The organism is Rheinheimera texasensis (assembly GCF_964031785.1).
GTDB classification, from domain to species: Bacteria; Pseudomonadota; Gammaproteobacteria; order Enterobacterales; family Alteromonadaceae; genus Pararheinheimera; species Pararheinheimera texasensis_A.
Genome location: NZ_CAXIRE010000019.1, coordinates 560,696 through 576,880, shown reverse-complemented (window position 1 = coordinate 576,880; position 16,185 = coordinate 560,696). Strand labels below are relative to the sequence as shown.

Here is a 16,185-nt window from a genome sequence, read left to right as displayed (position 1 = left end):
TATTTCCTCCTGACTGCTGGGGCTATATTTGGTATGATGGTTGCGTTTTTGTTAGCAAAAGGTCGTTGCGTGATGTGGAAATGGATGTCGATGTTGGTGTTGTTGGTGGTCGCCATATTGTGGTTTTGGCCTGAGGATCAGCCTCTGCCTGCTAAACAGCGGAACTTCGCCGCTGACAGTCAAAATCTGATGTCATCCCCCGCATCACCGGCAGCCGTGGAAGCAGAACAGCAGGAAGTTGCAGCCACCGCCACCAGTGCTTTATCGGCAGTGCAGAGCTGCCCGGCGCCCAAACAGCTGGCGGAGCAACTGACGACGCTGCGTGCCTCCCGTCAACACCAGAGTGAAGAACTAAAACGCCTGATGCAGGAAGCCCAGCTGCGGCCTGAGTTGCAGCTGCAATATTTACGTGAGCTTGGCGGCGATATTGCCGTGCTGCGGCCGCAGGGCCGGCAAACTCAGGATGGTTCGGGCCTCCTGATACAGCAGCACCAGCAGCTGGTCACAATCGCCGCCAGTGATTTGGCCCAGGTCAAACTGGCTACTCAGCAACATGATTACCGGGCGCTGCAAGACTGGTTGCAACAATATCCGCAACCGGCGGACATTGCCAAACTGGGTTATCTGGAGCTCACCTTGCTGCAGATTATTTTACAAAAAGACCCAGAACTGCAGCCGGTCCAGTTACAGCAACTGCTCGACAGCGGTTTCAGGGCCGGTTTTCTCGATTTATTGCTGGTCAGTCGGGCTGGCCGCGACCTGCAAATCGTCGATATGTTGCAGCAGTCTTATGGTGGCGAGTTGGCCATCAGCTGGCTGGAAAACCAAAGACTAATGAATCTGACGCTGCTGGCAGCAGAGCGCGCCGACACCACCTTGTTTGATTATTGGCTGGCGCAGGGCGTGCCCGCCGGATTTGGGCCGCCCGATGACAATGCGTTTGATTTGCTGCCGTTACCGGCCAGTCAGGCAGAACTGCAACAGCAATTGCCCTTAGTGCGCACTTTGCTGCGCCTGCAACTGGCGCCGGGATCGGCCGAGCGGCAATGGTTTTGGCTGCAACAGCTGCCAGAGGCGGAAGCAACACAACTGCGGACCTTGTTACAACATGAGCCGCTCGGCGCGGACCCGCTAGGGACTACTGCAAGTGCCACCGTCAGTCGCGAGTTAAGGCAGACCAGCCAGCAAATCAGCCAGACGCTGATGCAACTATGGCAATGTCAGGGTCAAAGCCAGTTACCCGCTATCATCACCGAATCAGCGCCGGACAGCGCTTTGCAGCAGATATTGCAGGTCAATGACAAAATACTGAACCGAGTCAGAACAGACGCGGACGAAGTGGCTCTGGTCAGAAAGTTTGAACAGACCACAACGCAGATGCAGCAATACATCCGCCAGGCAAACTGGCAGGGGCTGGATGCCTTTATGCAGACACAGGTGAAAGACCGCAACAGTGTGTATTTCAACAACCGCAGCTTTGCCCAGGAATTTATGCTGCATCAAATGCTGCAGCTGCAGGCGCCACCGGCGGAAATTGTCAAACGACTCAAATTCTTTGGCGACAAATTACCCCCTGCAGTGATCACACTGATTCAGTACAGCCAGGACCCCGAGCTTGCGCCTGCACTGCAAAAAGCGGGTTATCGCATCCCGGCTTTAGTGGTGCCAAGGCAAAAAGCTAAGGAGTAAGCAGCATGTGTTGCCAGTCCCGCAGCACCCGGCCGCGTTCTGTTTCGGCAAAACTTTGCAGCAGCAGTTGCTGATAATCTTTGCTTGTGGCCTGGTGACGAATGCTCTGGTTGAGTAAGGCGACGATTTTTTCGCCTTGTGGTGTACGCGAACAGGCAAAATGGACAGGGTTGTAAGGCTCAGCTTCTGCAAGCGGCCAGTAACGTAGCGCGCTGCCGCTGCGCGCCGCAATTTTCGGATATTCCAGCATCAGGTCAACAAAACCTTTGTGCAGCATCGGTAGCATACTGCCGACAAATTCACCGGCAGTGCTGCGGGTGTAAATGGCTGGGTGGCCCTGATTTTGTTGTAAAACCGCATCCAGCCTGTCGCCATAACTGCGGTTCAACTCAATACCAATCAACGGCGGTCGTTTGAGTTGCAACAGCTGCGCCAGACTAATGTTTCCGTTGGCATCCTGCAGCTGTTCCAGCTGGGTGTGCCAGCGCGATTGTGGCAATGACACCAGCGTGATCGCGCTTTCCAGCATATAGGGTAAGGTGAACAGGTAATCACGCTCGCGTGCCGCTGTTTTGCGCAGCCACGGAATACAGGCGTTGCCGGCGGTTTTGGTCCATTCACGGGCACGGTTGCGGCTGATGTCGACGAGTGTGTAAGGAGACGGGTATTGGCGCAGAACACGCAGTACCAGTTGGGCCTCGACCGATGGTGCAGCAGCTTGCGGTTGCAGGCTGGCCAATGTATCAACCAGTTGCAGCGGTTCGGCGGTGATATCCTGCCAGGGCAGCAGCAACCACAGACAACAAACACGCAACCACTGCATACAGGACCTCCGACAGAGCTTCGGCGTCCCGCCCGACCGGCCGCATCAGTTCCGGGATTGATGCTGCTTTTTCAGTTTGAAAAGCTGCTGAATACATAGCAGATAAGCGATGAGATATCCCAGATTCATGCCACCAACAGCACGTTCACTGATGGGCCAGCCATAGAGTTGCGTAAAAAGCTTCACCAGCGTGGCCAACATCACCGCGAACACCACACTGAGCATAGTTTGGCTTTGGACAAACTGCACCAGATAGGCGAGGCCGAGGCTCATCAGCATATATTGCAGATGCAGCGGATCCTGATACACAGTGCCTTTGGTTACAGCGACATAGAGCAGGCAAAACAGAAAACTTAATACAAAACAATAAGCAAGGTAGCGGGTGGCGTTTAGCATGATGCAATCCGTCAGCGAAAAACCGCAGTATGCCAAAAAACCGCTGGTGCTGCGCCGTTTTTGTCGCAGCACCAGCGCTGTGTATTCAACGGCTCAGCAGCCAGGTCAGCACGGTGCCGGCGGTCAGACCGAGCGTAAAAGCCGCAGCCACCCATAACGGCTGACGCGGCGAAGATCCGGTTTGGCCGCTCTCTGCCGGGCTGTCGGACAGGCTCAGTAATTGTTCGCGATCGACGGCAAAAGCGGCCGCCAGTGCTTTGCAGGTTTCCAGTGAGCCCAGCCCCTGTAATTCGACCCGTTGTATCGTGCGCAGGCTGAGTGCGCAAATATCGGCCAGTTGCTGTTGTGTCCAGCCGCGGTCGGTCCTGAGTTGTTTGATCAGTTGAGGATTCAGTTGCATGGCCGGCCTCAGTGCTTAAACAACATGGCGATTGCCGTGCCAAACACAAAACCCGCCGCCATGCAAAAGGCGATGAATAACAAACCCCCTTTGCGTTTTTTCGGGTCTTTGACCATCAGTTGGCTGTAGTTAAATTCATCGCTGTCGACTAAAGCGCCGCCGACATAAAGCTCTACACCATAGTGGCCAGTCAAAGCGCCTGCCAGACCTTTGGATTGCAGGCGGACCTCGGCGTTTTGCCCATCCAGCGCAAACTGAAAGGTGCTGCGACAGGAGGTCAGATTGAGTTTTTTCTCCAGTAACAGGTCGTCCAGATACAGCCATTCGCGACCACTGAACATACTGACTTCTAAACGGATTTCATGACCGGCATAATCAAACACACTGGCGACTCGGCTATTGGCGGTTGTTGTCATCTTCACAGTTCCTTTTGGTTAAACAGCACGGCTGCTGCAGTTGCTGTCTTTTGTATCCTGCCGGGATGCCTGGCGTGACGACAGTACAGCGTCATGGCGCCTAAATGTCATGTTTTGGCCGGCGCTGTCATGTCATTTAATGTGCTGATTAATAACAAAAAACATCAGGCGTTGCCAGCACTGGTGACGTTTGGTCTGTTTTCGGGTCCGGCTGCAATGTTATAGTACGGCTTTGCTTTTTCCTGCTTTGGAGCACCCGCAATGACTGAATCTGTGCAACGTATTTACCCTATCGGCACCCTTGGCACCCCCTGGGGCGCTGCGGAAAAAGCGTTGTGGCTCAGTCAGCAACCGGTCAAACGCAGTTATCAGGCTGAAGTGGTCAGCCCATTGCAGCAGATAATGTCTGCCCCGGCGCTGTCAGCGTGCGCTGAATTACTAAGCTATGGCACGCTGGATTACAGAACGCATCAATTAGGCACTTATCCGCTGTATGCCGTGAAAAGCCGTCAGTTTGATGCGACCAAACCGTTGTTATTAGTCACCGGTGGCGTGCACGGTTATGAAACCAGCGGGGTGCAGGGCGCGCTGCTGTTTATCCGCGAGCATTTTGCCCGTTATGCCAGCATCGCCAATGTGCTGGTGCTGCCGTGCATCAGCCCCTGGGGCTATGAAACCATCAATCGCTGGAACCCGGACGCCGTGGACCCGAACCGCTCTTTTGTCGCTGACGGCCCGTCGCAGGAAGCCAATGCGGTGCTGGCACTGCTGCAGCAGTTCCCGACGCCTTTGGTGCATATCGATTTACACGAAACCACAGATTCAGATAACAGCGAATTCCGCCCGGCCAAAGCGGCGCGCGACGGCACTGTGAACAATAACTGGAATATTCCGGATGGGTTTTATCTGGTCGGCGACACCGAAAAGCCTGCCGCTGAGTTTCAGCGCGTGATGATCGAAGCCGTCAGTAAAGTCACCCATGTGGCAGAAGCGGATGACAATGGTTGCCTGATTGGCGAAGCTTTACAGCAGTTTGGTGTGGTGAACTACGCGAAAAAATCACTGGCGCTTTGTGGTGGCATGACAGACGCGTTGTATGTCACGACGACAGAAGTGTATCCAGACAGCCCGCGCGCGACGCCAGAACAGTGCAATCAGGCACAGGTTGCGGTGATTTGCGCCGGTTTTGATTACGCCTTAGCGGCAACAGGAGTTTCGCTATGACCTTGCTGCGCATTGATTTAGTGTCTGATGTGGCTTGCCCCTGGTGCGCCATTGGTTATGCCCGTCTGCAGCAGGCGCTGCAGAGTTTACAAGGCGCCATTGCAGTGGATTTGCACTGGCGTGCTTTTGAACTGAATCCCGATCCGGCGTTAAAACCGGAGCCAATTTTGCCGGCGCTATGCCGCAAATATGGCGTGTCAGCGGCCCAAATGCAGCAATCGCAGCAGATGCTGATGCAGCTGGCGGCGGGGCTTGGCGTGAATTTCAGTGGCATGGAGCAGCGGCTGACCTGCAATACCTTTGACGCGCACCGGCTGCTGAAATGGGCGGGGGCTACTTATCCGGTGCCATCAGCGCAAAGCGACTCTGCACAACAAGCATCGGCACAAACCCAGCTGAAGCTGGCCTTGTTTGATGCTTATTTTGGCCGTGCCGAACAGGTCAGCGAACCGCAGGTGCTGCTGCGTTGTGTTGAAGCGGCCGGGTTGAACGCAGATGCTGCGGCGCAAGTGCTGGCATCAACGCAGTTTGCCGATGAAGTGCGCGCTGAAGAGGCCGCCTATCAGCAGGCTGGCATCAGTTCAGTGCCGGCTTTTGTTATCAATCAGCGGTACCTCATTTCCGGTGCGCAGGAGCCGGCGCAACTGGCCGAGACGCTGCGGCAAATTGCAGCCGAAATGAACTCTCCTGCCTGAACATCGCATTATCGTTTTATGCCCACCTCAGCGTGATTTCACCGCAGCCGGCTTGCCATTAAGCGCAGCCGGCGGCATTGCGGAAAAAAATAAGTGACCTCACATTTATTTTTCATTATGTTAACTCTGCTCAATAACCCGAGGGCGTGTTGATGTTTGGTGGTTAAGTTTTGTTCGAGTTGGCGGCGTTTTGGGTGCGAAACGAGGCGCGTGGCATAGTTATTCTATGTGAGCAACGAGTGACAAAGCCCAAAACGTCGCCAAACGAACCCTTCGGGCAGCGTTTGGCAGCTCTTTCTGCGGCGTTAGTGCTCGTTTGTGTAGAATAACTACACGGCTCTCGCACTGCCTTGCACAAAAAGCTGCCAAACTGCTGCAAAAACAAACACCAAACGTCAACACGCCCTCGTCATTCAAAGGTTGCTACAGCAACCCTCTGACCCAGCATGGAATTTTGACTTTATGTCCGCATTATTTTTAAAAACACCACTGGCGCTCGCTGTCAGCGCATCTTTGTTTTGCTCTGCTTTCGCGATGGCTGCAGCTGTTCCGGCAGACCGTGATGTATTACCCGCCGGCGCCAGCCCGCAGCAGTATCAGCTGACCATAGATCCGGATTTACAGAAACTGAGCTTTCAGGGCGAACTGACACTGGATTTTACCGCCAGCCAAACGCTGAACGAGCTGGTGCTGAACGCACTGGATTTAGCCATTATCGATGCCAGCATTGACGGTAAAAAGGTCGAAACCGAAGTGGTCGCCGCCACGCAGCGTGTGCATTTCAAAGCGCCGGTAAGCATTGGCAAACACCAGCTGCGCGTGCGTTATCAGGGCAAAATTTACGAGCAGTCAGCCGGTTTATTTGTCACTGACTACAGCAAGCCCGATGGCAGCACAGGCCGCATGTTGTCCAGCCAGTTTGAGCCGGGTGATGCGCGCAAATTAGCGCCGATGTGGGATGAACCTTCACACAAAGCCATCTTTAAAATCAGCATCATCGAACCCAAAGGCCAGCTGGCTTTATCCAATATGCCCGAGCAACGCCGCCAGCCGCTGCCGGATGGCCGCAACCGCGTTGATTTTGCGCCCAGCGTAAAAATGAGCAGCTACCTGCTGTATGTCGGCGCTGGCGATTATGAGCGTATTTCCGGCCGCTCTGGTGGCATTGAACATGGTGTGGTGGCGAAAAAAGGTGACGCCGTCAAAGGCGCTTTTGCCTTAAATGCCTCGTATCAGCTGCTGGATTATTACAACGACTACTTTGGCGTGCAGTATCCGTTGCCGAAGCTTGACCACATCGCAGTACCGGGCGCTGGTGGTTTTGGTGCGATGGAAAACTGGGGCGCCGTGATGTATTTCGAAGGCACTTTATTGCTCGACCCGCAATTCTCCAACACCAGCGACAAACAAGAAGTCTTTGCCGTAGTAGGCCACGAAATGGCGCACCAGTGGTTTGGCAATATTGTCACTATGCAGTGGTGGGATGATCTGTGGTTAAACGAAGGCTTTGCCTCCTGGATGGAATCCAAAGCCAGCCAGCATTTTTACCCGCAGTGGCATGCTGAATTAGGCGCGGTCGGTTCACGTAATTACGCCATGTTCCAGGATGCGCAGGAAACTACACACCCGATAGTGCAGCCAGTGCGTAACCTCGAGGAAGCCAACGCAGCCTTTGACGGCATTACTTATTCGAAAGGCTTGTCAGTCATCACCATGCTGGAAGCTTATCTCGGTGAAGAAGCTTTCCGTGCCGGTGTGCGCGCTTATATGCAAAAACACCAGTATGGCAATACGGTGACCAGCAACCTGTGGCAGGCGTTAGCGCAAGCTTCTGGCCGGCCGGTTGAAACTATTGCCAACGATTTTACCAACCAGATTGGCGTGCCTTTAATCACCGCAGTGAAAGCAGAATGTCAGCAGGGCAATACCAGGCTGACTTTAACGCAAGGCCGCTTTGGTCTTGATGCGGCGTCAAAACAAACGCAGCAGTGGACAGTGCCGGTCACAGCGCAAGTGGCCGGGCAAGCCGTCGCCCGCGCCGAAATTCGCGGTGATGCCGAGCAGACCATGACGCTGCCGGGTTGTGGTGCTGTCACTGTCAACGCCGGCCAGACTGGTTATTACCGGGTGGATTACAGCGACGCGCTGTTTGCCGAATTGGTGAAAGGCTTTGCACAATTACCAGCCGTGGACCAGCTGGGTTTACTGAAAGACAGCGTGTCACTGGGCTACGCCGGTTACAGCGACATCAGCCGTTATCTGGCACTGACGCAGCAACTGCCGGCTGATGCCAATCCGATCATCGCCACCGATGTGGTGCAGCAGTTAGAAGGCTTCACCGATTTATACCGGGGCTTGCCGGGTGAGCAGGCTTATAAAGCTTTTGCGCTGAAACAGGCGCAGGCGCTGTTTGCCAAAGTCGGCTGGGAAAAACAAGCCGGTGAATCCGACAATACCAGTATTTTGCGCAGCAGCCTGATTGGCGTGCTGGCGGAACTGGGCGATGCCGCGGTGATTGGCGAAGCGCGCAAAAGATTTGCCGCCAGTCAGACCGATAAAACCGTGTTGCCGGGCGATTTATACGGTGTAGTGCTGAAAATTGTCGGCACTGAAGCCACAGCTGCAGATTTTAACCAGCTGAAAACTTTGGCCGCCAACACCAGCAACAGCACCGAAAAACGCCGGTTATTGGGCGCGCTGGCGTCGGGCAAAGATGTGACACTGGCAAAACAAGCGCTGGCATTGTTACTGACTGATTTGACGCCAAAACAATTTGCGCCGGGTTTGTTAAACCGCGTGGCGCTGGAACACAGCCAGCTGGCCTACGATTTTTATCTGGCCAATCAGGCAGCGTTTGACGAGCGTTTAGATCCGCTGCGTCGCGACGGTTTTGATGCGTCGCTGTTAGGCGCGGCCCGCGATGCTGCCACTGCAACTTTGTTACGACAAAAAGCAGCGGCGGCGAAAACCAAGCCAGTGAAAACCGCCTATCTGGAAGCGGCCGCCGGCATCGACCGCCGGTTAGATCGGGTCAAGCGCATTCCGGCGCAGGTTGACGCCTGGCTGAAATCGCAACAGCTGTGACCTTGTTACTTCAGCCTGGTTTAGGCGATTCAGAGGCGCGACTGCGCCTCTACGTCGCCAAAGCACCGCCGATGGCCGAGTTTGCCGGGCTTAATACCTGTCTGGCGCTGTTGCCCGGCCAAATCGATCAGATTTACCAGCACTGCGGCAACGGCTGGCGCAAGGTGTTTAACGTCTATGCCAAGCTGGTGTGGGCTTTGCCGGCGCCGTGGCAGCCAGATCTGCAAGGCGCCCAAAGCTGGCAGCAATGGCGCGACCGGGTTTTATTGCAGGCCGGCTCCGGTACCGCGCTGCTGTTTGGTGCGAATGGCTTTGATCAGGATTGGTTTGGCGCAGATGCTGACATACAGACTTTACATATCATTGCCGGTCGTCAGCATGCGCGTGATTTATTAGCGCAAGGGCTATTACCGGAAACGCTGACTGGCGGTTTAGTCTGGCTGGATGAGGAGTTTGCCGTAGCGAAAAAATTGCGGCTGCTGGTTTGCCCTTATCTGGACTATCGCCAACTCAGTGACATAAAAATAGCGCGATTAGTACAGTTGGTGCGGCAGTGGCCGGATGGTGTTGATTTGCTCTAAAAACTGGCAAAAAACAGCCAACAAAAAGGGGCGGAATCTTGCGATTGTCGCCCCTTTTTATCGTGCCGGTTATACGAACCTTTGCCTTTTTTCGCTTTGACCACCCGGGTTCTGAACAGCGGGCTGGTGATAACGGCTTTAAGCATATTGTCCTGAATGTCGCCGCGTTGGTGTTCATGCGGCAGCGGTTTTTTCATCGTCAGACTCCTTTTTGATGTTGACGCGCTGGTTAAAAAACCAGCGCAGTATATCAGCTTGTCGGGTGTTGTATTTATGCTTCGTTTAGTAGTGGCCTGATGTCTGTCCCTAGTAGCAACTGCTCTATCAACGGCAACTTGCTGGCCGGACTGTGCGCCTGCAACGCCCGGACAAAATCCATCGCGCTGGCCGGCGGTAACGGATAACGGTGTTGTTGCCAAAGCTCACGCAGCGCTTTGAGGATCATGGCATCCCCCAGTTCAGCTCTGAGTCTGGCAAACACCAGCGTGGCGCGGGAATATTGGTCGTATGACTCTTCCGCATCAATCAGGCTGCTGGCCGCGGCCAGACTACCGGCCTGGGCGCGGGCAAACCGTTGTTGTTCAAAATCAACTAAGCCCTGCATTGCGGCCACGCCAAACTGCTGCTCGAGCAAGACCAGCTCAGCATATTTGGTCACAGACTCCACCAAAAAAGCACTGTCGCCGGCGACACCATTGCCGATGCCATGACCAAACCACTGATGCGCTGTTTCATGCGCGGCGCGCCGGTATACCTGGCTAAAAGGTGCATCGTCGGTTGGCATTGCGCGCAGGCCAACCCGGTGATTAATCAGCACCAGCTGCGGCAGTGCATAGCCGGTTGGGCCTATGTCCGGCATGATCACCAGTCGCAGTGCATCGCCCGGATAAGCGCCGATGTTCTGGCTGAACCATTGCACCGTATTTTGCATCGCCTGCATGGTTAAGTCGGTGGCGGCGTTAAATTCGGGACTGTAAATTTCCAGCGGCAGGCCCGCCGCTTCGCTGCTTTGTTTTTGCCACGGCACTGCGATTAAAGCCGGCAAATTGCGCACCGGCGCCTTAGTGCGGTAGTGGAAAAACTGCTGGTTATCCGCCTGCCAGCTGTTTAACAAAGCCCCGGCGGCAATACCCTGATAGCCAACCGGCACAGCGATGGTGGTATCCAGCATGGCCCAGTCATAATGCGCTGTGACTGGCGTGTGGCTGGCGGCCAGTACAGACGGCTGAGTTTCAGCCGCCGGCAGCGGCGCCAGGCCAAAGCGCGCACGTTCGGCATCGTCACGCAGACGCAATTCCGGCACAAAGCCAATTTGCGGCAGCAGTTGTAACAAGCGCAGGTAACTGAATGCTGGCCTGATGATTTGGTGGTCGGGGGCTGGCGTGATGCCCTGTTGCTGAACCCAATAATCCAATGTCAGCTCAGTCTGTGCGCCTGGAGCCAGTTGCATGCTGAGGACCTGCTGACCCAGCTCAGCGTTAATTTCCCCGACCACAGGTCCGTCTCGCAGCTGCTGTAACTCCGCAGGGATCTGCAAGCCGGGGAACCCCAGCAATAACTGTGTAATTGGCTGTGGATGTGGATTATGCAGCGTTAAGGTTGCGCTGATTTTGGCTTGCTGCAGCTGTGGGTCTAAGCTCGCCTGCAAGGTCACTTGTTGCACCACCGGCTGCGGCACTGCCCGCCAGTGTTGATATTGCTGTTCATAGGCAGCCCGTTTTGCCTGCCGTTCGTCACGGCTTTGCAAGGCGCCGGCCGCGTCGAGTTGTTGGTGAATATGCAGGCCCTGCAGCAGCGCTAATGCAGCAAATAGCCCGGCAGCGGCGGTCAGTGGCGTGAAGCTCGTAGCAAGACTCGGCCGGCTAAAACCAGTGCCGCGATGATAAAACTGCAATGCCAGCGCGCCCAAACTGGTTGCGAGCAAAGCCCAGAACCACAAATACGGCCAAAAGCCGCCGTGATAAACATCGCCGGCAAAACTTTGCGCTGTGCTGCCCAAAGCGCCCTGATAACCCCACAGACTATCCGGCAACTGCAACTGGCTTTGGCCGATGCGCCACAGCGGATGTTGCAGTTGTAGTAAATCCGGCAGCGGCGACAAACCAAATGCCAGTAAGGCTGCCACCGCCAGATTGGCCCACAACGGTTGGCGCAACAACGCATGGCAGACCAGTAATAACAGCGCCCAGCACCAAAGTGGTAGCAGGATCAACAGGCCCTGCCGGCCATATTCAGCAAGGTCTAACGGCACCTGCGACAGCATTTGTGCCACAGCGACTGCGGCCAGGCTCAACAACACCAGCAGCAACACCAGACCGGATAAAGCGATAAACTGGCTCATTAATAGCAGCGCAGCAGGCAGCGGCGTGGCGGCAATCAGCCCGTCGATGCGCTGCTGGCGGTTCAGCCAGCTGAGCTGATGCGCCCAGAAGGCAGCGAGTAACAGGCCGAATCTTGGGATCACATCACCACTGACCCGGTTGAGCGCATCCATGCTTCCCGGTACCAGCTGACTAAAAGCTTCGGCATAACCCAGGCCGCTATAGACTTCGCTAAACACCAACAAGCACAGCGCCAGCAGCGCCAATAAAGTGCTGTATTGATAACAAAGTTGCTGCCACTGCAGACGCAGCAATGCAGTCAACACTGCAACCGGGCGCAGTATATCCGGCGGGCAAGGCTGATACTCCAACGCTGCTGTGGTGCGCGGGACGTCGGTGCTTGTCGGTGGTTTGCTCTGGCCCGCGGCGACCGGACGGCGTTGCAATGCGCGCCAGCATAACAACGCCGCCAGCGTGATGATCAACAGCCGGTTCAGCCAGAAGTGGCTATCAAGCTCACTCACTCCGGCAGGCATCTCGCCGCTTTGGCGTAGCTGCGTGAGCACCGGCGTCAGCGCATAAGGGTCCAGATACACCATCAGCTGGCTGAGCAGCGGCGATATCGACTGACTGTTGGCCATCAGCGGCGAACCGGTGGCAGCAGCGAGCAGCATATAACCCAGCCAGACCGCCGCACCTTGCAGATATAACACCACAGGCGAAGCGCAACGACAGCTGCACCACAAGGCCAGCGCGGTCAACAAAGCCAGCGCTGGCAATTGCTGCACCAGCCATAACTGCCAGGACCAGCGCCAGATGTCGGTCACGTCGGCATAGGTTGTTGAAAACACCAGTGCCACTAACAACACAAAACAAAGCTGTAACAGCGCCGCACATAGCCAAAGTCCGAGCGCGCGCACCACCAGCCGCTGTTGGCGGCTTTGTGCGGTGACGTCAATCAACGCGCTGATGCCATGCTGGCTGTCACGGAGCAACAGCAGCGGCGCCAACACGCCAATCAGCAGCGGCTGAATCGTCATCAGCAGCATGCTATGGCGCAGCAGCAGCGCTTTGATTGGCTGCGCATCAACGGTGCCCGGATTCAGATGAACCAGCGTGGCAAAGGCCAGCGCGACGAATAAACTCAGCCAGAACAGCGGCTGCACCCGGTAAAACCGCCATTCGTTGTAAAGCAGAGACCAAAGCTTCATTGCGTCGCCTCCTGCTTTGTCAGCGCCAGAAAATAACGGTCCTGCAAAGTGGCGGCGACCGGTGAAAAATCCGGGCCAGGGCATTGCGGTGCAAAAACCCGTAGTAGCGGAATGCCACGCTGATAACTGCGCTGCAGCAGTTGCGCCTGTGGTGGCAGCGTGACAGAGGCGCCAAAAGCCTGCCAAATCTGGCCGTTGAGTGGGCGGATTAAATCCTGGGTGTCACCCTGCAGCACAATTTCACCTTGCAACAGGATGGCGACATTCGGACAGAGCTGCTCGATGTCATCAACAATATGGCTCGACAACAGCACCAACCGGTCGCGGCTGATTTCACACAAGACGTTATGCAGCTGCGCGCGCTCCTGCGGGTCCAGCCCGGCGCTCGGTTCATCAAGGATCAACAGTTTTGGGTCACCGAGCAGCGCCTGCGCGATACCAAAACGCTGGCGCATACCGCCGGAAAAATGCGCCACGGTTTTACCGGCCACATTGCTCAGGTTAGTCATTGCCAGTAACTGCGCTATTTGTTCGCGTCGTGCTGTGGCCTGATGCAGGCCTTTTAATACGGCGATATGTTCCAGCAAAGCGTGGCAGGACAGATGCGGATAAACGCCAAATTCCTGTGGCAAATAACCCAGCTGCGCGCGCAGCCGCTGTGGTTCATGTTGTACATCGATACCGTCAAAATGCAGCGTGCCGCTGTCGGCGCTTTGCAGCGTGGCAATAGTGCGTAACAAACTGGATTTACCGGCACCGTTGGGCCCGAGCAGGCCAAACAGGCCGTTGCCGGCCTTGAGGCTCAGCTTACGCAGCGCCTGGGTGCCGTCGGCGTAGGTTTTAGAGAGTTGCTGGATCTGTAACATGGTGATGCTTCTTGCTGTGGTTCATGCGCTTGAGGCTAAAACCACTGCACCTATGGCTCAAGCCGGCAATGACCAAGCCGCCTGTGGCGATGACCAAGCTGTGAAAATAGCCTGCAAGGGGTTCGTCAGGCCAAAAGCGGTTTTTGTCAGCGCACAGATGACAATCGCGCTTACGGCAGGCAGCATAAGGTCATCACTCTTGGACTATTATCTGTGCTGATGAAATTTGCTGATCGAATAAAAACGGACCATTTGCTGGCGCTGTTACCGGTGTTGTTGGCCTGGTTGTGGGTGCTGCTGTCGCCGCAGATGTTACCGGCCGATGTGGCCGCCTACAGTCCAATCGCACCGTTCTGGACATCCCTCTGGCTGTCAGCGCTGTTGTATCTGCCCTTGCTGCTGGCCCAGTGGGGCATCAGTGTCTGGGGGCAGACAGCACAGGCTGGGCAACAGTCGGCACGGCTTGGTCTGCTGTGGCTGGCCGCCTTTGCGTTCTACCCGGCGTGTTGGTGGTATTGGGGCCAAAGTGACACCATGGCGTATCAGTTCGGCAGCACAGACTGGCTGCTGGTAAGTGGTTTGTCGTTGTTGTATTGGTGCCAGCTGGCCTGGCAGCGCCGGCAACGCAGCGGGCCTTTAACCGGCTGGTCGCGGCTATGGTCGCTTGATGCGGTGCTGTTGCTGTTACTCGCGCTCTGGACGCTGGCCTGGGCTTGCTTATTAACCTCGCACCCGCCCGGTTTTGCTCAGCAGCCAATCCCGGTACATGTTAACTGGTCGCGCATCGCGGCGGAGCCGGGGCTGTGGCTGTGGTATTTGTGGCAATTTGCCGTGCTGGCCGCGGCGATGTTCGGCTGTTATTGGCTGACGCGGTATTATTTAATCCGCCAGGTGCTGGCGCAGCGGGGTCTGCTGACTTTTGTGCTGCTGAGTTTAGTGCTGATTTTATTAAGCTACGCGCCGCTGAGCTGGCTGTTATTACAATTGCCGATGAATCAGGGCGTTGCCGTGCCAGCTGTGCCGGGCGGCAGCCAGAACCCGTTTGACTGGTACAACTTTAATTTTATGCTGCTGCAATGGCTGCTTTCCACACCGATTATTCTGGCCTTTGAGCGCCAACAGCAGGACAGCGCGCTGGCGCAGCTGCGTCATCAACAGGTCCGCACTGAACTGCAATTGCTGCAGCAACAAATCAATCCGCATTTTTTGTTTAATACCTTAAATAATCTGTATGCCTTGTGCTTGCTGAAGTCCGACGCGGCGCCGCAGCTGGTGTTAAAGCTGGCGGATTTACTGCGTTATGTGGTGTATCAGGGCCAGCAGGAGCGCGTCCCACTTCACGCTGAACTGGATTATCTGCAGCATTATCTCGACCTGCAGCAGCTGCGGGTCAGCAATAAAACCACAGTGACTGTGGAGTTCCCGGCAGAAACCGGCAGCTGGCAATTACCGCCTTTGCTGCTGCCACCGCTGTTACTGATCATGTTGCTGGAAAATGCCTATAAACACGGTGTGGACACCAGCGCCGCTGCCAGTCAGATTTGGCTGTCGGCTACAGTCAGCCAAAAGAGGCTGGTGTTTATTTGCCGCAATACATGGCCGGCGCAGACTGCAAACACGACAGATACCGGCATGGGCCTGGATAATCTGCGCCGCCGTCTGCAATTGCTGTATGGCACTGATTTTATGCTAAAAAGCGGCCCGGATGCTGCCGGCTACTGGCATGCCGAATTACAACTGCCGCTCTGGCCGGAGTCGCCATGACCTTCAAACTGTTGATTGTCGATGACGAGCCGCTGGCGCATCAGGTGCTTTTGCATCATCTGCAGGCACACCCGGATCTGCAGCTGGTGGCGCAGTGTTACAGCGCCGCCGAGGCGATGGCTGTGCTGGCGCAACAACCGATAGATTTGATTTTGCTGGATATTCAGCTGCCGGTGCTGACCGGTCTGCAGATGCTGAAGTTACTGGCAAAGCCGCCGCAGGTCATACTGGTGACGGCTTATGCCGAATATGCCCTGGATGGTTTTGCGCTTGATGTGACTGACTATCTGCTCAAGCCGGTCAGTGGCGAACGACTGGCGTTGGCACTGGACAAAGTGCGCCGCCGCGCCGGTCTGCCTGCGCCTGTGACCACGCCGGCAGCTGCGGGGGGGAATGAGCATATTGTACTGAAGGTCGACCGCGAATTACGCCGTTTTGATCTAGCGTCAATTTGCTGTTTTGAAGGTTACGGCAATTACGTCAAAGTCTGGCAAGGCCAGCAAATGACGCTGGCCAGCAGCACGTTAAAAGCGCTGATGGAACAAACGGCGGCGGCTGGTTTTATCCAGGTGCATAAATCTTTTTTGGTTAATCCAAGCCATGTGCTTAGCCTCGACAGTCAGCTGTTAAAACTAAGCAATCTGCAGCAGATCCGTATCGGCGAAGCCTTTAAAGCACAAGCGCGGCGTATCTTCACGCCGCGCTGAGTGTTTAT

The 16,185-nt window shown here is 55.6% G+C and carries 15 protein-coding genes; 8 read left to right on the top strand and 7 right to left on the bottom strand.

Going from position 1 to position 16,185, the window contains the following annotated elements; genetic code table 11:
* Positions 1–72: 72 nt before the first annotated feature.
* Complete coding sequence (locus ABNT34_RS11020) at positions 73–1,689, top strand: hypothetical protein (protein ID WP_348731553.1); 1,617 nt, start codon at positions 73–75, stop codon at positions 1,687–1,689.
* On the opposite strand, the gene ABNT34_RS11015 is transcribed toward ABNT34_RS11020, so the two are convergent.
* The 4 genes from ABNT34_RS11015 to ABNT34_RS11000 form a co-directional block, all read right to left on the bottom strand.
* Positions 1,679–2,512, bottom strand: coding sequence for a hypothetical protein (locus tag ABNT34_RS11015; RefSeq protein WP_348731551.1), 834 nt, complete (start codon positions 2,510–2,512; stop codon positions 1,679–1,681). The genes ABNT34_RS11020 and ABNT34_RS11015 overlap by 11 nt on opposite strands.
* A gap of 45 nt (positions 2,513–2,557) precedes the next feature.
* On the bottom strand, positions 2,558–2,908 hold the full coding sequence (locus ABNT34_RS11010; protein WP_348731549.1) for a hypothetical protein: 351 nt from the start codon (positions 2,906–2,908) through the stop codon (positions 2,558–2,560).
* 85 nt (positions 2,909–2,993) lie between these two features.
* Entirely contained in the window at positions 2,994–3,308 is a 315-nt protein-coding gene (locus tag ABNT34_RS11005) for a helix-turn-helix transcriptional regulator (RefSeq protein WP_348731547.1), read from the bottom strand.
* A gap of 8 nt (positions 3,309–3,316) precedes the next feature.
* Positions 3,317–3,724 carry a hypothetical protein gene (locus ABNT34_RS11000; RefSeq protein ID WP_348731545.1) on the bottom strand — a complete coding sequence of 136 codons (408 nt, stop codon included), beginning with the start codon at positions 3,722–3,724 and terminating at the stop codon, positions 3,317–3,319.
* Between the two features lie 261 nt (positions 3,725–3,985).
* Between ABNT34_RS11000 and ABNT34_RS10995 the strand changes: the two genes are divergently transcribed.
* The 4 genes from ABNT34_RS10995 to ABNT34_RS10980 all read left to right on the top strand — a co-directional run bounded on the left by ABNT34_RS10995 (position 3,986) and on the right by ABNT34_RS10980 (position 9,308).
* Positions 3,986–4,948 (top strand): M14 family metallocarboxypeptidase, encoded by a 963-nt coding sequence (locus ABNT34_RS10995; protein WP_348731543.1) that lies wholly within the window; start codon positions 3,986–3,988, stop codon positions 4,946–4,948.
* Entirely contained in the window at positions 4,945–5,643 is a 699-nt protein-coding gene (locus ABNT34_RS10990) for a DsbA family oxidoreductase (RefSeq protein WP_348731541.1), read from the top strand. The genes ABNT34_RS10995 and ABNT34_RS10990 overlap by 4 nt, the downstream gene beginning before the upstream one ends.
* Positions 5,644–6,105: 462 nt before the next feature.
* Complete coding sequence (locus tag ABNT34_RS10985) at positions 6,106–8,727, top strand: M1 family metallopeptidase (RefSeq protein WP_348731539.1); 2,622 nt, start codon at positions 6,106–6,108, stop codon at positions 8,725–8,727.
* Positions 8,724–9,308, top strand: a complete 585-nt coding sequence (locus ABNT34_RS10980; RefSeq protein ID WP_348731537.1) for a hypothetical protein — start codon at positions 8,724–8,726, stop codon at positions 9,306–9,308. Before ABNT34_RS10985 ends, ABNT34_RS10980 begins: the two co-directional genes overlap by 4 nt.
* Here ABNT34_RS10980 and ABNT34_RS10975 read toward each other — a convergent pair.
* The 3 genes from ABNT34_RS10975 to ABNT34_RS10965 all read right to left on the bottom strand — a co-directional run bounded on the left by ABNT34_RS10975 (position 9,305) and on the right by ABNT34_RS10965 (position 13,706).
* Positions 9,305–9,505, bottom strand: a complete 201-nt coding sequence (locus ABNT34_RS10975; protein ID WP_348731535.1) for a ribosome alternative rescue factor ArfA — start codon at positions 9,503–9,505, stop codon at positions 9,305–9,307. The genes ABNT34_RS10980 and ABNT34_RS10975 overlap by 4 nt on opposite strands.
* Before the next feature lie 74 nt (positions 9,506–9,579).
* A complete protein-coding gene (locus ABNT34_RS10970) occupies positions 9,580–12,840 on the bottom strand; it encodes a M1 family aminopeptidase (RefSeq protein ID WP_348731533.1) in 3,261 nt (1,086 codons plus the stop codon).
* Positions 12,837–13,706 (bottom strand): ATP-binding cassette domain-containing protein, encoded by an 870-nt coding sequence (locus tag ABNT34_RS10965; protein WP_348731531.1) that lies wholly within the window; start codon positions 13,704–13,706, stop codon positions 12,837–12,839. The genes ABNT34_RS10970 and ABNT34_RS10965 overlap by 4 nt, the downstream gene beginning before the upstream one ends.
* On the opposite strand from ABNT34_RS10965, the gene ABNT34_RS10960 reads away from it, so the two are divergent.
* Genes ABNT34_RS10960 through ABNT34_RS10950 form a run of 3 tightly spaced genes read left to right on the top strand, consistent with a single transcriptional unit; the run spans position 13,705 to position 16,177 of the window.
* Positions 13,705–13,926 (top strand): hypothetical protein, encoded by a 222-nt coding sequence (locus tag ABNT34_RS10960; protein WP_348731529.1) that lies wholly within the window; start codon positions 13,705–13,707, stop codon positions 13,924–13,926. The two genes, ABNT34_RS10965 and ABNT34_RS10960, sit on opposite strands and share 2 nt — an antisense overlap.
* Positions 13,926–15,470, top strand: a complete 1,545-nt coding sequence (locus ABNT34_RS10955) for a sensor histidine kinase (RefSeq protein WP_348731527.1) — start codon at positions 13,926–13,928, stop codon at positions 15,468–15,470. Before ABNT34_RS10960 ends, ABNT34_RS10955 begins: the two co-directional genes overlap by 1 nt.
* Positions 15,467–16,177: a response regulator gene (locus ABNT34_RS10950; RefSeq protein ID WP_348731525.1), complete on the top strand. Its 711-nt coding sequence runs from the start codon at positions 15,467–15,469 to the stop codon at positions 16,175–16,177. Before ABNT34_RS10955 ends, ABNT34_RS10950 begins: the two co-directional genes overlap by 4 nt.
* The last annotated feature ends 8 nt before the right edge of the window (positions 16,178–16,185 follow it).

Excerpts from the sequence above, each read along its gene's own strand:
- ABNT34_RS11020 (WP_348731553.1), top strand. The coding sequence starts at position 73 with ATGTGGAAATGGATGTCGATGTTGGTGTTGTTGGTGGTCGCCATATTG.
- ABNT34_RS11015 (WP_348731551.1), bottom strand. The coding sequence starts at position 2,512 with ATGCAGTGGTTGCGTGTTTGTTGTCTGTGGTTGCTGCTGCCCTGGCAG.
- ABNT34_RS11010 (WP_348731549.1), bottom strand. The coding sequence starts at position 2,908 with ATGCTAAACGCCACCCGCTACCTTGCTTATTGTTTTGTATTAAGTTTT.
- ABNT34_RS11005 (WP_348731547.1), bottom strand. The coding sequence starts at position 3,308 with ATGCAACTGAATCCTCAACTGATCAAACAACTCAGGACCGACCGCGGC.
- ABNT34_RS11000 (WP_348731545.1), bottom strand. The coding sequence starts at position 3,724 with ATGACAACAACCGCCAATAGCCGAGTCGCCAGTGTGTTTGATTATGCC.
- ABNT34_RS10995 (WP_348731543.1), top strand. The coding sequence starts at position 3,986 with ATGACTGAATCTGTGCAACGTATTTACCCTATCGGCACCCTTGGCACC.
- ABNT34_RS10990 (WP_348731541.1), top strand. The coding sequence starts at position 4,945 with ATGACCTTGCTGCGCATTGATTTAGTGTCTGATGTGGCTTGCCCCTGG.
- ABNT34_RS10985 (WP_348731539.1), top strand. The coding sequence starts at position 6,106 with ATGTCCGCATTATTTTTAAAAACACCACTGGCGCTCGCTGTCAGCGCA.
- ABNT34_RS10975 (WP_348731535.1), bottom strand. The coding sequence starts at position 9,505 with ATGAAAAAACCGCTGCCGCATGAACACCAACGCGGCGACATTCAGGAC.
- ABNT34_RS10970 (WP_348731533.1), bottom strand. The coding sequence starts at position 12,840 with ATGAAGCTTTGGTCTCTGCTTTACAACGAATGGCGGTTTTACCGGGTG.
- ABNT34_RS10960 (WP_348731529.1), top strand. The coding sequence starts at position 13,705 with ATGGTGATGCTTCTTGCTGTGGTTCATGCGCTTGAGGCTAAAACCACT.
- ABNT34_RS10965 (WP_348731531.1), bottom strand. The coding sequence starts at position 13,706 with ATGTTACAGATCCAGCAACTCTCTAAAACCTACGCCGACGGCACCCAG.
- ABNT34_RS10955 (WP_348731527.1), top strand. The coding sequence starts at position 13,926 with ATGAAATTTGCTGATCGAATAAAAACGGACCATTTGCTGGCGCTGTTA.
- ABNT34_RS10950 (WP_348731525.1), top strand. The coding sequence starts at position 15,467 with ATGACCTTCAAACTGTTGATTGTCGATGACGAGCCGCTGGCGCATCAG.